This is a genomic window from Elizabethkingia miricola (assembly GCF_001675285.1).
In the GTDB taxonomy this organism is placed as follows: Bacteria; Bacteroidota; Bacteroidia; order Flavobacteriales; family Weeksellaceae; genus Elizabethkingia; species Elizabethkingia miricola.
Window position 1 is genome coordinate 374,108 of sequence record NZ_LSGQ01000003.1, and the last position, 12,679, is coordinate 386,786.

Below are 12,679 nucleotides of genomic sequence, written 5' to 3' on the forward strand. Positions count from 1 at the left end.
TAATGAAGAGCATAAAAGATTATTTAGATTCCACTTATCTTAAAACACCTCAACAATCTGGTCTTACAGAAAAGCAAACCCGTGAAACCGTACACAACCTTACACAAGAGGCTATAGATCATCAGCTTTTTGCTGTAATGATCCGTCCTGAATATGTAAAAGAAACAAAAGCGTTTCTTCAGCAGCAGGGAGCATCTGTAGTAGTAGGAACTGTTATTGGTTTTCATGAAGGTACAGCTTCGGTTGGGGAGAAAGTAGCGGAAGCCCAAAAGGCAATTGAAGACGGAGTAGATGAGCTGGATTTTGTAATCAATTATGAAGCTTACAAAAACGGAAATATCGATTTGGTACAGGAGGAGGTAATTACTTGTACCAAATTAGCATTAGAAAATGGTAAAATTGCAAAATGGATTATAGAAATTGCTGCATTAAGCAATGATCAGATTGCAGATATCACTAAAAAAATTGCTACATGGACAGAAGAAAATTTCTCTGAAAATGTGGATAAAGTTTTTGTAAAATCCTCTACAGGTTTCTATAAAACCGAAGGCGGAAAGCCTAATGGTGCAACTGTAGAAGGTATCCAGATTATGTTGGAAAATGCAGGGAGATTGCCAGTGAAAGCTGCCGGCGGAGTGAGAACTCCGGAGGAAGCTGAAAAAATGGTAGAGATGGGAGTTCAGCGTATTGGAACATCTTCAGCTTTAGCATTAATCGGAGAAAATACTTCGAAAGGAGATTATTAATATCCGTAAAGAATAAAAAAAGCCGCTTCTATGAAGCGGCTTTTTTTATTCTTTTACAAGTTGTATTACCTGATCGATATTGTTACTGAGTGTATACTTTATAAGATACTTTCCAGGCTTCAGCTGTTCTGTTGGTAATTTTACCATATTCAGATTTATGTTCTTTAGTTCCATCACTGGTTTGCCTATTATAGCATATATGGTAACCGATTTTAACGTGAAATGAGAGTCCTCGATTTGTAAATTTAATTCATGATTGCCCGTAGGGATAAGATTAACAGGGACACTTCTTTTTGAAGAATCACTTAATGAAGATGCCTGTTGTTTCTCAGGATCACTATATGCCAGATGTGGCACAAAGGATAAAATGGCAAACAGAAATAAATAAAATAAAAATGCTCTCAAATGTCATGTTTAATTATGACGAAATTAGAAAAAACAAATCACAAAATAATAGGTTTACGGCTCCGGTATAGTTAAATTTGTATTAAATTTTAAATAATTCATTCATGAATTTTAATAGAAACAGAAGACTGCGTACAAGTCAGTCTGTTAGAGATTTAGTGCGTGAAACTACACTAACTACCAACGATTTTGTGCTTCCTATTTTTGTAATGGAAGGCAGCGGAAAAAAAGAACCTATAGCTTCTATGCCAGGTGTGTTCAGACACTCTTTAGACCTTTTAAAAGAAGAGATAAAAGATCTTTATAAACACGGTATAAAAGCGGTTAATGTTTACGTTAAAGTAAGCGATAATCTGAAAGATAATACAGGAAAGGAATCGTGGAATCCGAATGGGTTAATGCAGGCTGCAATTAAGCTTATCAAAGATACTGAGCCCAATATGATTGTTATGCCGGATGTTGCATTAGATCCATATTCAGTTTACGGTCACGACGGGATTATAGAAAAAGGAGAAGTTATTAATGATGCTACGGTAGATGCGTTAGTAAGAATGAGTCTTTCTCATGCTGAAGCAGGTGCTGATTTTGTAGCTCCTTCTGATATGATGGATGGTCGTACTTTTGCAATACGTCAGGCGTTTGAAGAAAATGGATTTACCAATGTTGGTATTATCTCTTACGCTGCTAAGTATGCAAGTGCTTTTTACGGACCGTTTAGAAGTGCTTTGGATAGTGCACCGGTAGATAATCAGGAAATTCCTAAGGATAAGAAAACTTACCAAATGGATTTTGCAAACTCTCGTGAAGCTATCCGTGAGGTTTTGGATGATGTGGATGAAGGTGCTGATATTATTATGATTAAGCCGGGAATGCCAAACCTTGATATTGTAGCAAAAGTAAGAGAAATTATTACTCAGCCAATTGCTGTATATCAGGTGAGTGGAGAATATGCAATGCTAAAAGCAGCTTCTCAGAACGGATGGTTAGATAATGACAAAGTTATTCTGGAAAGTTTACACAGCATTAAGAGAGCTGGAGCAGATTTAATCTTTACATATTTTGCTAAAGAGGCTTCATTGCTTTTGAATAAATAAATCTGAGATTTTAAGATAGAAAAGCTGTTTCATTTGAAACAGCTTTTTGTTTATAGGATGTTAACTTCTCTTTCTAATTCTATTCCGAATTTTTCTTTTACGGAATTAATAATCTGTGATGAAAAATCGAATACTTCTTTTCCTGTAGCATTTCCTGTGGCATTAATAATAACCAATGCCTGTAACGGATGGCAGCCAACATTATTAATTGTTTTGCCTTTCCAGCCACATTGTTCGATTAGCCAGCCAGCAGGCACCTTTACTTCATCTCCGTTAGGATAGTTAGGGATATTTTCAAATGTTATTTTCAGGCTGTTGAACTGTGCAGCCGGGATAACCGGATTTTTGAAGAAACTTCCTGCATTTCCTGTTATAGCAGGATCCGGAAGTTTGCTTTGTCTTATAGCAATTACGGCATCCGAAATATCTTTTATAGTAATTGTAGTAATGTTATTCTTATCCAATTCCTGCTGTATAGCTCCATAAGTTGCAGAAATTTTGTGCTCGCGGGTTGTAAGAAGGAAACTTACTTCCAGAATAATATAACGTCCTTTTGCCGTACTTTTGAAGATAGAGTCGCGGTAACCAAAATGACAGTCTTTCAGATTTAATGTTTTTACGCTGAAATCTTCAGTATCCAAAACCTTGCAGGAATGGAAAGTATCTTTTATTTCAGTACCATAAGCACCAATATTCTGGATAGGTGATGTCCCTACATTACCTGGAATCAGGGAAAGATTTTCCAGTCCGCCATAATTTTTAGAAATACAATAAAGAACAAACTGATGCCAGTTTTCAGCTGCCTTTGCAGTAACCAGAATATGGTTTTCATCGGCTTTTTCTTCTGTAATTCCTTTCAGGCGTAAAGCAATGATCAGGCCTTCATAATCCTTAGTTAAAAGCATATTACTCCCGCCTCCGAGAATCAGATAGGGAATGTTTTTCTCTTTTGAAAATTGAAGCGCTTCTTTTAATTCTTCAATGCTCTGAACTTCAAGGAAGAATAAAGCTTTGGCTTCGACCTGGAATGTATTGTATTGTTTTAATGAAAAGTTTTCCTGTAACTGCATTATTTTTTTTGGATTAATTCCTCTAGCTGCGAATATACCGCTTCTAGAGATTTGTAATTATCTGTGTCCTTTTTTCCGTTAATAACACGATAAGTACGGGTGGAAGTTTTTATTTCCCATATGTCATCTATTCCATCAAAAGGCTGATAACTTGGACCATTTTTAATTTTTGATACTGAGGATAGATCAATTTCCGAAATTAATTTATTCCATTCTGTGGATGTAATTGCTCTTTTGTGAGATTTATTCAGATGGTCAGTATCAGCTTGTCTTTGTATAGATGAAACAGAATCTTTATTTACCCGGATATTTCTGAAATAGCCTAAGTTTCCACCTTCAGTTGTAATATCTATAGATACTATTTTCTCAGAGGGGATAGCTATATCCTTTGAAGCTTTTTCTTCCTTACATGAAAAAAATATCAGCAATAATGCCGTTAATAATATGGTTTTCCATTTATAAAGCCTTATTGCTGACATCTTAAAGTTTTATTTAAATTAATCTTTGTAAACCTGAAGAGCATTTCTAAGAACCTCAACAGATTTTCTAAGATCTTCTTCTTTTAGCACGTATGCCATTCTTACCTGCTTTTTACCTAATGCAGGGTCAGAATAGAATCCTCCGGCAGGAGCAACCATAATAGTTTCACCATTGAAGTTATAAGATTCCAGTAACCATTGTGCAAAATCGTCAGTATCTTTTACCGGAAGCTCCACCATACAATAGAAAGCTCCTTTAGGATTAGGACAGATAACACCAGGGATACTGTTTAACAAATCAACTAAAAGGTTTCTACGTTTTGTGTACTCTTCACGAACTGAACGGATATATGCATCGTCATCAACGTGTGCAGCAGCAGCAATAATCTGACCGATAAGCACCGGGCTAAGTCTTGCCTGGGCAAATTTCATTGCCGCATCTAAAATCTTTTGTGAACGGGTAACCATGAAACCAATTCTTACACCACACATGCTGTAACGCTTGGACTCAGAATCGATAATGATGCAGTTGTCTGCAAGCTCAGGGAATGCAAGCATAGACACCTGGCTTTTTCCGTCGTATACGTATTCACGATAAACTTCATCGGAGATTACTACAATATCATGTTTTAATGCAATTTCAGCAAGTTTAGCAAGCTCTTCTCTTGTGTAAAGATATCCGGTAGGGTTACCAGGGTTACATATAAGTATAGCTTTAGTTTTATCAGTAATTTTCTTTTCAAACTCTTCAATTGGAGGCAATGCAAAACCTGTTTCGATAGAAGACGGGATAGATTTTACCACTACACCTAATGCATTGGAAAAACCATTGTAGTTTGCGTAATATGGTTCAGGTACAATAATCTCATCATCCTGATCACAAAGTACAGAGATAGCAAAATTTAAAGCTTCAGATCCACCATTGGTCACAATAAAGTTTTTTGGTGTGATGTCTGTAAAACCAATTTTATTGTAATATTTTGCTAATTGTTCACGGTATTCAATATTTCCTTCGGAAAGAGAATATTCCAGAACTTTTAAATGAATATCTTTTAGAGCATCCAGTGCAGATTGAGGCGTTTCAATATCCGGTTGTCCAATATTAAGGTGATAAACTTTTATTCCTTTTTGCTTGGCAGCAATAGAGAAAGGAACTAATTTTCTGATTGGTGAAGCCGGCATATGTTCGGCTCTGTTCGATATTTTTGGCATTTCTAAGATTTATTTTTCGAGTAACAAATTTACTAAATTTTAAAGGAAAAACTTTTCATTGTTCGACGAAATAAATTTGTTTATTTTTAAGGAAAATAAATGATGATGAGTAACCTGATACAAACATATCTGGAAAAAGTCCCTGATGAGAGAAAAATATCTTTTGAAAAATTGTTTAATGCAATTCATGATAATTTGCCGCCGGGATTTCAATTAACTGAAGCATACGGAATGCTTACATGGGTTGTTCCATTATCTTCATATCCTGCGGGTTACCATTGTGCCCCGGGTACACCGCTTCCTTTTCTAAGCTTGGCCAGTCAGAAGAATTTTCTGGCATTTTATCATATGGGTATATATGCCGATAAAGATCTGTTGGAATGGTTTCAGGAAAGTTATACACAACATGCAAAATATAAACTGGATATGGGGAAAAGTTGTGTACGGTTCAAAAAAATGGATGATATTCCATATGGTATAATTGCTGAATTAAGCGCTAAAATATCACCGGAAATGTGGATTGAAAAATATGAAACTGTTTTTAAAAAATAATTAAACTAAAAATAATCTTATGATTGCACTTATTGTTGTTATTGCACTTGTTGTTATAGTCTTGTTGTATGGGGTTTCTGTGTACAATAAGTTGGTTAAATTCAGAAATCTGGTTCAGGAAGCCTGGAGCAGTATTGATGTTATGCTGAAAAAGCGATATGATCTTATTCCAAATCTGGTTGAAACTGTAAAAGGATATGCTACACACGAAAGAGAAACACTGGATAGTGTAACGCAGGCGAGGACTATGGCAAAAAATGCCGGTTCTGTACAGGAGAAAGAAGCTGCTGAGAAAAATCTTAATCAGGCTATGATGAATTTATTTGCTGTGGCCGAACAATACCCGGATCTGAAGGCTAATACTAATTTTCAGCAACTACAAAATGAACTTTCCTCTCTGGAAAGTGATATCGAAAAATCCAGAAGATATTACAATGGCACCGCACGGGAGAATAATACACTTGTAGAATCCTTCCCAAGCAACATTATTGCAAATATGTATAAATTCGAAAAAGTACCTTTCTTCGAGTTGCAGAATACCGCTGAAAGAGAAGTTCCTTCTGTAAAATTTTAAGAGTGAAGCGTTTATTTATATTTGTATTATTCTCTTTTGTCCTGTTTTTTAAAGCCCAGGAACAGGCTACGGCGGCAGCGGCTGCTGCAATTGCAGATGCCGTAGGAGATAGTGCAACAACAGAAAACACAGAACCGACTGAACGGATTTTATCTTTTCATTCAGATATTACAGTTCATAAAAATTCATCACTTACAGTTACCGAAACTATAGTTATCAACAGTCTTGGATACAACTTTAAAAGAGGGATTTTCAGAACCTTTCCCTCTGTGAGAAATCTGAACGGGAAGACGAAAAAAGTTAAGTTTAAAATTCTTTCTGTTAAGAAAGATGGTGTGACAGAACATTATTCTACTACATATGAGAGCAGTCAAAAGACAATATATGTAGGGAATGAAGATACTTATTTGGATCCGGGGAAATATACCTATCAGATTACATATGAGACACCAGATCAGATAGGATTCTTTCCTAAGTATGATGAGCTGTATTGGAATGTAAATGGTATGGCCTGGGATTTTCCTATAGACAAAATTTCGGCGACAGTTCACTTGCCTCAGGGAGCTAAAATATTACAAAATGCTTGTTATTCAGGAGTAGAGGGAAGTAGGGCACAAAACTGTTCTTCAAAGATTATTTCTGATAATGAAATTGAATGGCAGGGGGGAAGTCTCTTAAGTCGGGAGAACCTGACTATTTCTGTTGGATTCCCTAAAGGAATTGTAATGCCACCACCACCGCCATCATTCATAGAAAAATATGGGATCAGTATATTTCTGTTACTGGTCTTTGGAGGCTTATTGCTGTATGGATATAATTCTTGGAAAAAGTATGGAGTGGATCCGGAAAAGCCTGTAGTTTATCCACAATTTAATGTGCCGGAAGACATGTCTCCAGCAGAATTAGGATATATACATCATGAAGGTTACAATACAAATTACCTTACGGCGGCACTTGTAAATCTTGCTATAAAGAAGTTTGTTATAATAAAAGAAATTACAAAGAAATCCCTTTTAGGATTGTCTTCCGGGAAAGAATATGAAATTACCAAGTTAAAGGAACCAAGTCCGAAATTGGCTAAAGAAGAGATTGGACTAATGAACGATCTTTTTGGTAAGTCTTCTACAATAACGTTGGATGGCAGCTATAGCAGCAAAATAGAGAAAGCTGTGGGCAACTTTACTCACAATATGACCTTTCAGTACAAAGCTTTTATTAAAGAAGGAAATAATGGCAATAAAGTTGTACTTCCGGCTATAGTTGTTTTTGCAGTTTTTATATTGACTTTTATTGTAAGTAGTATTATTGGAGATTCTACAGAGCAATTGGTAATCGGAATGTTCGGACTAATCTTCGTTATTATTTTCTTTGCGGTTACAATGGTTCTTATCTCTAAAATGGAAGGACTGAATAAAGGATGTATTATAGCTTTTATTGCAATATTTTTTCTCCCGTTCTTTATTGGCTTTACCGTGTTTTTTATTAAAGGAAATTTTGACCAGAATACAAGATCCAGTTTTCTTTTTCTGATAGCTGGAATAGCTTTTCTTTTTGTTTACCGATACCTTATCAAAAGACCTTCTGAAGAAAAATTACGCAAACAGTCACTTATAGAAGGTTTTAAAATGTATATGGGTGCAGCGGAAAACCAGGTTATTAAGTTTCACAACCCTCCGCAGATGACGCCGGCTATATTTGAAACTTATCTACCATACGCAATGGTATTGGGTGTGGATAAAATTTGGGGTGAAAAATTTCAGGATACGCTGCAGCAGATGTCTGTGGATTATACCAACGACTGGTATACCGGAAGTACGATTGGATTTGCGAGTCTGGGACATACACTTAACTCCAGCTTAACCAACTCTATCTCCTCAGGCTCAACTCCGCCTTCAAGTAGTAGTTCATCAGGAAGCAGCTCTAGCTTTAGCAGCGGTTCCAGTGGTGGTGGATTCTCCGGCGGCGGTGGCGGTGGCGGCGGTGGCGGTGGCTGGTAGCTTCACACATAAAAAAAGCATTCAGAATTTTCTGAATGCTTTTTTTATGTGTTATTATATTCTTTGGATATCTGCTCCCAGAGCTTTTAATCTTCCATCTATATTTTCGTAACCTCTGTCAATCTGTTCTATATTGTGAATAATAGATTTTCCTTCGGCTGATAAAGCTGCAATAAGCAGTGCGTTTCCGGCACGAATATCCGGCGATGTCATTGTTGTACCTCTTAGTGGAGCTTCGTGGTTTAGTCCTACCACTGTTGCTCTGTGCGGGTCGCAAAGGATAATCTGTGCTCCCATGTCGATTAATTTATCCACAAAGAACAAACGGGATTCGAACATCTTCTGGTGAACCAGAACAGTCCCTTTTGCCTGAGTGGCAACAACTAAAACAATAGACAATAAATCCGGAGTGAAACCTGGCCACGGAGCATCGGTAACGGTAAGAATAGAACCGTCAATAAACTTCTGTATCTTATAGTGTTCCTGTGCAGGAATGTAGATGTCTTCTCCGCTTCTCTCCAGTTGTATTCCAAGCTTTCTGAAAGTATCAGGAATAATTCCTAATTGGTTCCAGTTAACATTTTTAATAGTGATTTCAGACTTCGTCATCGCTGCAAGTCCAATCCATGAACCTATCTCTACCATATCCGGAAGCATTGTATGCTCGGTTCCGTGAAGATGATCAACACCTTCAATAGTTAATAAGTTTGATCCTACACCGGAAATGTTAGCTCCCATTCTGTTCAGCATCTTACAAAGTTGCTGAAGGTAAGGTTCGCAGGCAGCATTATAAATTCTGGTTTTTCCTTTCGCCAGAACAGCAGCCATTAGAATGTTAGCTGTACCAGTTACGGAAGCTTCTTCCAGTAAGATGAACTTACCATGAAGTTCTTTGGCCTTTAATGAATAAAAATATTGTTCTTCATCATAATGAAACTCAGCTCCTAATTCAACGAACCCCTGAAAGTGAGTGTCTAGTCTTCTTCTTCCGATTTTGTCACCACCCGGTGTCGGCATGTAAGCTTCACCGAAACGTGCTAAAAGCGGACCTAAAAGCATAACAGAACCTCTTAGCTTTGCTCCGTTCATTTTGAATTCCGGAGACTTGATATAATCGAAGTTAATGTTATCTGCTTTGAAGGTGTAATCACCCTTACCATTTTTTGTAATAATAACGCCCAGATCTCTTAAAATGTCAATAAGCTGATTAACATCTTTAATGTCTGGTATATTCTTAATTCTTACTTCATCACCTGTTAAAAGCACGGCACAAAGAATCTGCAATGCTTCATTTTTAGCACCTTGTGGAGTAATTTCTCCGGATAAAGGCTTTCCTCCTCGTATTTGAAATGCGTTACTCATTAATTCTTTCGGTTGTTTTTATGATTATTCTGGAAATTTCTTCTTTTCTGCTGGTTGTTTTTATTATTTTGATTCTGGTTCTGATTTTTGTTTCTGTGATTATTGCCAGAATGATAAATCTTACTCTTTTCTAAAGAATCAACACCTGTAATATCAAGTTGTTCGTTGGAAAGTGTTTTTAGATGTCTGAAGATTACCTCGTCTTGTACATGCTCTTTGTTATAAACATTATACGACTTCTTCATATTGTTGGCAATAACCTGAATCAGAGCCTCTTTTTCTTCGCCTTCTGGAAGAGAAATAGCTTTATCTATAAGTTGCAGAATGCTTTTCCCATAAAACTTATACTCGTTATCATAAGAAGGGTATTCTAGTTTTTTAGGTTTCTGCTGTAATTCTTCAGCGGTAGGAATCGGGTAGGGTGAATCTACATCCAGATTATAATCTGCAAGGATAAAAAGGTGATCCCAAAGCTTATGATTATAATTTTCTTCATCCCGAAGATGTGGATTCCTTTGCCCGATGAAAGCGATAATAGCATTTGCCATTTCGTTTCGTTCTTCTTTGGTAGGAAGTGCTTTGCAATGCTCTACCAGAGATTGTATAAGGCGCCCGTACTCAGGCATATATAATGGTGTTCTTTCAGTATTGTATTCCATTGATAGACGGATGTAAAATAAGGGTCAAAGATAGTGTTTTTATTTTGGTTTTTATATTCCCAAAAGTATTCTGAATTAGGTCAGAAATGGCTCAGTTATAAACTTTTTTTTCTCCTCAATGGTCAAAATAGGGCAGGCTTCAACGTCTACTTTTTTCCGGTTTCGGGAAACAAAATCATAAATGGTATCAGAAATAAATTCGGGTATAAACTTCATCCATGATAATGGACGATATATACCACCCAGTAAAGCAAAGATCTTAAAGATTGCTTTAGATCTCACCAGGTAGTATTGCTGAGGTTTTAACAGGTAAATTGTATTGAATTCTGTGTGGTTCAGGTTTCTCTTTTTCAGAAAATCCTGTCCGAAATCTGATTGGAGTGCGGCAAACATAAATTTGTTTTTATCGTCGCGTTTCAGAATAAAATTTACCCAGTAATTGCACATCGGACAATCACCATCATACAGAACAATATGTTTATTTTGTATATGCATTTTTTTGTTACGGCTGTTCCTGTTCAGTCGTATTATATCTGATTTCGGTATCTGTTCTGGCATTTTTCAGATATTTGATCAGCATCTTTTTATCTGTGTCACTAAGTCTGGCATTTTGATGAGCCAGAAGGTAGGTTTCCAGAGGCATTTTATCTTTTTCAATCATCTCTACAGACTCATCCAGCTTTCGGAGTTGTCTTTCAGTGTCATAAAGTGCAAAGGTAGAAAAATTAAGATGTTTTCTACCATCAATAATATGATCTTTCATCCACCAGGATACAGGAGCAATATTACTGTACCATGGATATTTAGTTTCATTGGAATGACAGTCGTAACAGGAATTTCTAATAACCTTACTGACTTCTTCGGGAGTTTTCTTTATAGTAAGAAAATCCATCCTTTCATTCACAGGTGGGTTGACTTTATCAATCGGAAAAAACTGAATGATAATGAAAGCAACCAGTAGTATAACCAAAAATTTTTTCATTGAAAGTGAAGTTTCCTTATCAAATTTATAAAAAATATTGCTTGTATGCTCATCTTCAATATATAAACTTATTTTGCTGAAAATATAAAACTGGTAACAACAAACTAAATTTGTATCTTTGCAAAAATTTTTGGGCTCGGAAAGACCGGGTAACCCATTCTTTAACGTCTTCTTTTTCGCTCAGACTATACTATACACTGAGTGAGGCCGAAGAGAAACAAAATTTTATGTCAAATATTGTTGCAATCGTTGGGCGCCCCAACGTTGGAAAATCCACCCTGTTTAACAGACTTTTAGAGAGAAGAGAAGCTATTGTAGATTCTACAGCCGGAGTAACCCGTGACCGTCACTATGGAAAATCGGAATGGAACGGAGTAGAGTTTACCGTAATCGATACAGGTGGTTATGATGTAGGTACTGATGATGTATTCGAAGAAGAGATCCGTAAGCAGGTACAGCTTGCAGTAGATGAGGCTACTTCCATTATCTTCATGATGAATGTTGAAGAAGGTCTTACAGATACAGATTATGAAATCTATCATTTACTAAGAAGGTCGAATAAACCTGTTTATATTGTTGTAAACAAAGTTGATTCTTCAAGAGAAGAGCTTCCGGCAACGGAATTTTATCAATTAGGAATTGATAAGTATTTTACACTTTCATCTGCTACGGGTTCTGGTACTGGAGATTTGTTAGATGATGTGGTAAGAGATTTCCCTACAACTGAATATAAAGATCCGTTTGAAGGTCTTCCTAAAATTACAATTGTTGGCCGTCCAAATGTTGGTAAGTCTACAATGACCAATGCTCTTTTAGATAACGAACGTAATATTGTTACGGATATAGCCGGTACAACAAGAGATAGTATTCAAAGTTTATATAACAAATTCGGACACGAATTTGTATTGGTAGACACCGCAGGGATGCGTAAAAAGAACAAAGTTTCTGAAAATCTTGAGTTCTATTCTGTAATGCGTTCGGTAAGAGCTATTGAGAATTCGGATGTAGTAATTATTATGGTAGACGCTGAATTAGGATGGGAGGCTCAGGATATGAGCATCTTTGGTATTGCTCAGAGAAACAGAAAAGGTATTGTAATCCTTGTTAATAAATGGGATTTGGTTGAAGATAAGAAAACCAATACAATGCGTGATTTTGAACAGGCGATCCGTAATAAAATTGGTCAGTTCTCTGATGTTCCTATTCTTTTTGTTTCAGCTCTTACAAAACAAAGAATTCTGAAGTCCGTAGAAACAGCAATGGAGGTGTATGAAAACCGTCAGAAGAAAATTAAAACTTCCAAGCTTAATGAGGTAATGTTACCAATATTCGAAGGGACACCACCGCCAGCAATAAAAGGTAAGTATATAAAAATTAAGTATTGTGTACAGTTGCCAACACCTTCTCCACAGTTTGTATTTTTCTGTAACCTTCCACAATATGTGAAGGAGCCTTATAAGAGGTTTACCGAAAATCAGCTGCGTAAAGAGTTTGGTTTTACCGGAGTTCCGATAGAAGTATATTTCAGACAAAAATAATAAAGAAAC

The 12,679-nt window shown here is 36.4% G+C and carries 14 protein-coding genes; 6 read left to right on the top strand and 8 right to left on the bottom strand.

The genetic code is table 11. The annotated features are described in order from the left end of the window. Nucleotides 1–2: 2 nt before the first annotated feature. Entirely contained in the window at nt 3–746 is a 744-nt protein-coding gene (gene deoC / locus ATE49_RS04645; protein ID WP_065081240.1) for a deoxyribose-phosphate aldolase, read from the top strand. Between the two features lie 45 nt (nt 747–791). Here the strand turns inward: deoC and ATE49_RS04650 are convergent, their stop codons facing one another. Further along, complete coding sequence (locus tag ATE49_RS04650; protein WP_065081241.1) at nt 792–1,151, bottom strand: T9SS sorting signal type C domain-containing protein; 360 nt, start codon at nt 1,149–1,151, stop codon at nt 792–794. A 104-nt stretch (nt 1,152–1,255) separates the two neighbouring features. On the opposite strand from ATE49_RS04650, the gene hemB reads away from it, so the two are divergent. After that, nucleotides 1,256–2,245, top strand: a complete 990-nt coding sequence (hemB, locus tag ATE49_RS04655; RefSeq protein WP_059156911.1) for a porphobilinogen synthase — start codon at nt 1,256–1,258, stop codon at nt 2,243–2,245. A 50-nt stretch (nt 2,246–2,295) separates the two neighbouring features. Here hemB and murB read toward each other — a convergent pair whose 3' ends face one another. Genes murB through ATE49_RS04670 form a run of 3 tightly spaced genes read right to left on the bottom strand, consistent with a single transcriptional unit; the run spans nt 2,296 to nt 5,006 of the window. Beyond that, nucleotides 2,296–3,315: a UDP-N-acetylmuramate dehydrogenase gene (gene murB / locus ATE49_RS04660; protein ID WP_065081242.1), complete on the bottom strand. Its 1,020-nt coding sequence runs from the start codon at nt 3,313–3,315 to the stop codon at nt 2,296–2,298. Further along, complete coding sequence (locus ATE49_RS04665) at nt 3,315–3,794, bottom strand: hypothetical protein (RefSeq protein WP_065081243.1); 480 nt, start codon at nt 3,792–3,794, stop codon at nt 3,315–3,317. Before ATE49_RS04665 ends, murB begins: the two co-directional genes overlap by 1 nt. Nucleotides 3,795–3,812: 18 nt before the next feature. Then, complete coding sequence (locus tag ATE49_RS04670; protein WP_065081244.1) at nt 3,813–5,006, bottom strand: pyridoxal phosphate-dependent aminotransferase; 1,194 nt, start codon at nt 5,004–5,006, stop codon at nt 3,813–3,815. A gap of 105 nt (nt 5,007–5,111) precedes the next feature. Here ATE49_RS04670 and ATE49_RS04675 point away from each other — a divergent pair, with 105 nt between their 5' ends. From ATE49_RS04675 to ATE49_RS04685, 3 genes are read left to right on the top strand one after another with little or no spacing between them, the layout of a single operon-like run. Next, complete coding sequence (locus ATE49_RS04675; protein WP_078795983.1) at nt 5,112–5,558, top strand: DUF1801 domain-containing protein; 447 nt, start codon at nt 5,112–5,114, stop codon at nt 5,556–5,558. 19 nt (nt 5,559–5,577) lie between these two features. After that, nucleotides 5,578–6,132 (top strand): LemA family protein, encoded by a 555-nt coding sequence (locus ATE49_RS04680; RefSeq protein WP_065081246.1) that lies wholly within the window; start codon nt 5,578–5,580, stop codon nt 6,130–6,132. Nucleotides 6,133–6,134: 2 nt separating this feature from the next. Further along, entirely contained in the window at nt 6,135–8,129 is a 1,995-nt protein-coding gene (locus ATE49_RS04685) for a DUF2207 domain-containing protein (protein WP_065081247.1), read from the top strand. 54 nt (nt 8,130–8,183) lie between these two features. Here ATE49_RS04685 and murA read toward each other — a convergent pair whose 3' ends face one another. From murA to ATE49_RS04705, 4 genes are all read right to left on the bottom strand, one after another. Further along, nucleotides 8,184–9,491 carry a UDP-N-acetylglucosamine 1-carboxyvinyltransferase gene (gene murA, locus ATE49_RS04690; protein ID WP_034868590.1) on the bottom strand — a complete coding sequence of 436 codons (1,308 nt, stop codon included), beginning with the start codon at nt 9,489–9,491 and terminating at the stop codon, nt 8,184–8,186. Continuing rightward, the gene (locus ATE49_RS04695; protein WP_034868592.1) at nt 9,491–10,150 is read right to left on the bottom strand and encodes a DUF4290 domain-containing protein; all 660 of its coding nucleotides are present in this window, start codon (nt 10,148–10,150) and stop codon (nt 9,491–9,493) included. Before ATE49_RS04695 ends, murA begins: the two co-directional genes overlap by 1 nt. Nucleotides 10,151–10,225: 75 nt before the next feature. Continuing rightward, nucleotides 10,226–10,645: a thiol-disulfide oxidoreductase DCC family protein gene (locus ATE49_RS04700; protein WP_065081248.1), complete on the bottom strand. Its 420-nt coding sequence runs from the start codon at nt 10,643–10,645 to the stop codon at nt 10,226–10,228. A 7-nt stretch (nt 10,646–10,652) separates the two neighbouring features. Then, complete coding sequence (locus tag ATE49_RS04705; RefSeq protein WP_034868598.1) at nt 10,653–11,132, bottom strand: heme-binding domain-containing protein; 480 nt, start codon at nt 11,130–11,132, stop codon at nt 10,653–10,655. Nucleotides 11,133–11,359: 227 nt separating this feature from the next. Here ATE49_RS04705 and der point away from each other — a divergent pair, with 227 nt between their 5' ends. Continuing rightward, nucleotides 11,360–12,670, top strand: coding sequence for a ribosome biogenesis GTPase Der (gene der / locus ATE49_RS04710; RefSeq protein WP_065081425.1), 1,311 nt, complete (start codon nt 11,360–11,362; stop codon nt 12,668–12,670). Nucleotides 12,671–12,679: the final 9 nt, after the last annotated feature.

What these genes read in the sequence shown, in the direction of transcription:
- deoC (WP_065081240.1), top strand. Translation starts at nt 3, where the DNA reads ATGAAGAGCATAAAAGATTATTTAGATTCCACTTATCTTAAAACACCT.
- hemB (WP_059156911.1), top strand. Translation starts at nt 1,256, where the DNA reads ATGAATTTTAATAGAAACAGAAGACTGCGTACAAGTCAGTCTGTTAGA.
- murB (WP_065081242.1), bottom strand. Translation starts at nt 3,315, where the DNA reads ATGCAGTTACAGGAAAACTTTTCATTAAAACAATACAATACATTCCAG.
- ATE49_RS04665 (WP_065081243.1), bottom strand. Translation starts at nt 3,794, where the DNA reads ATGTCAGCAATAAGGCTTTATAAATGGAAAACCATATTATTAACGGCA.
- ATE49_RS04670 (WP_065081244.1), bottom strand. Translation starts at nt 5,006, where the DNA reads ATGCCAAAAATATCGAACAGAGCCGAACATATGCCGGCTTCACCAATC.
- ATE49_RS04675 (WP_078795983.1), top strand. Translation starts at nt 5,112, where the DNA reads ATGAGTAACCTGATACAAACATATCTGGAAAAAGTCCCTGATGAGAGA.
- ATE49_RS04680 (WP_065081246.1), top strand. Translation starts at nt 5,578, where the DNA reads ATGATTGCACTTATTGTTGTTATTGCACTTGTTGTTATAGTCTTGTTG.
- murA (WP_034868590.1), bottom strand. Translation starts at nt 9,491, where the DNA reads ATGAGTAACGCATTTCAAATACGAGGAGGAAAGCCTTTATCCGGAGAA.
- ATE49_RS04695 (WP_034868592.1), bottom strand. Translation starts at nt 10,150, where the DNA reads ATGGAATACAATACTGAAAGAACACCATTATATATGCCTGAGTACGGG.
- ATE49_RS04700 (WP_065081248.1), bottom strand. Translation starts at nt 10,645, where the DNA reads ATGCATATACAAAATAAACATATTGTTCTGTATGATGGTGATTGTCCG.
- ATE49_RS04705 (WP_034868598.1), bottom strand. Translation starts at nt 11,132, where the DNA reads ATGAAAAAATTTTTGGTTATACTACTGGTTGCTTTCATTATCATTCAG.
- der (WP_065081425.1), top strand. Translation starts at nt 11,360, where the DNA reads ATGTCAAATATTGTTGCAATCGTTGGGCGCCCCAACGTTGGAAAATCC.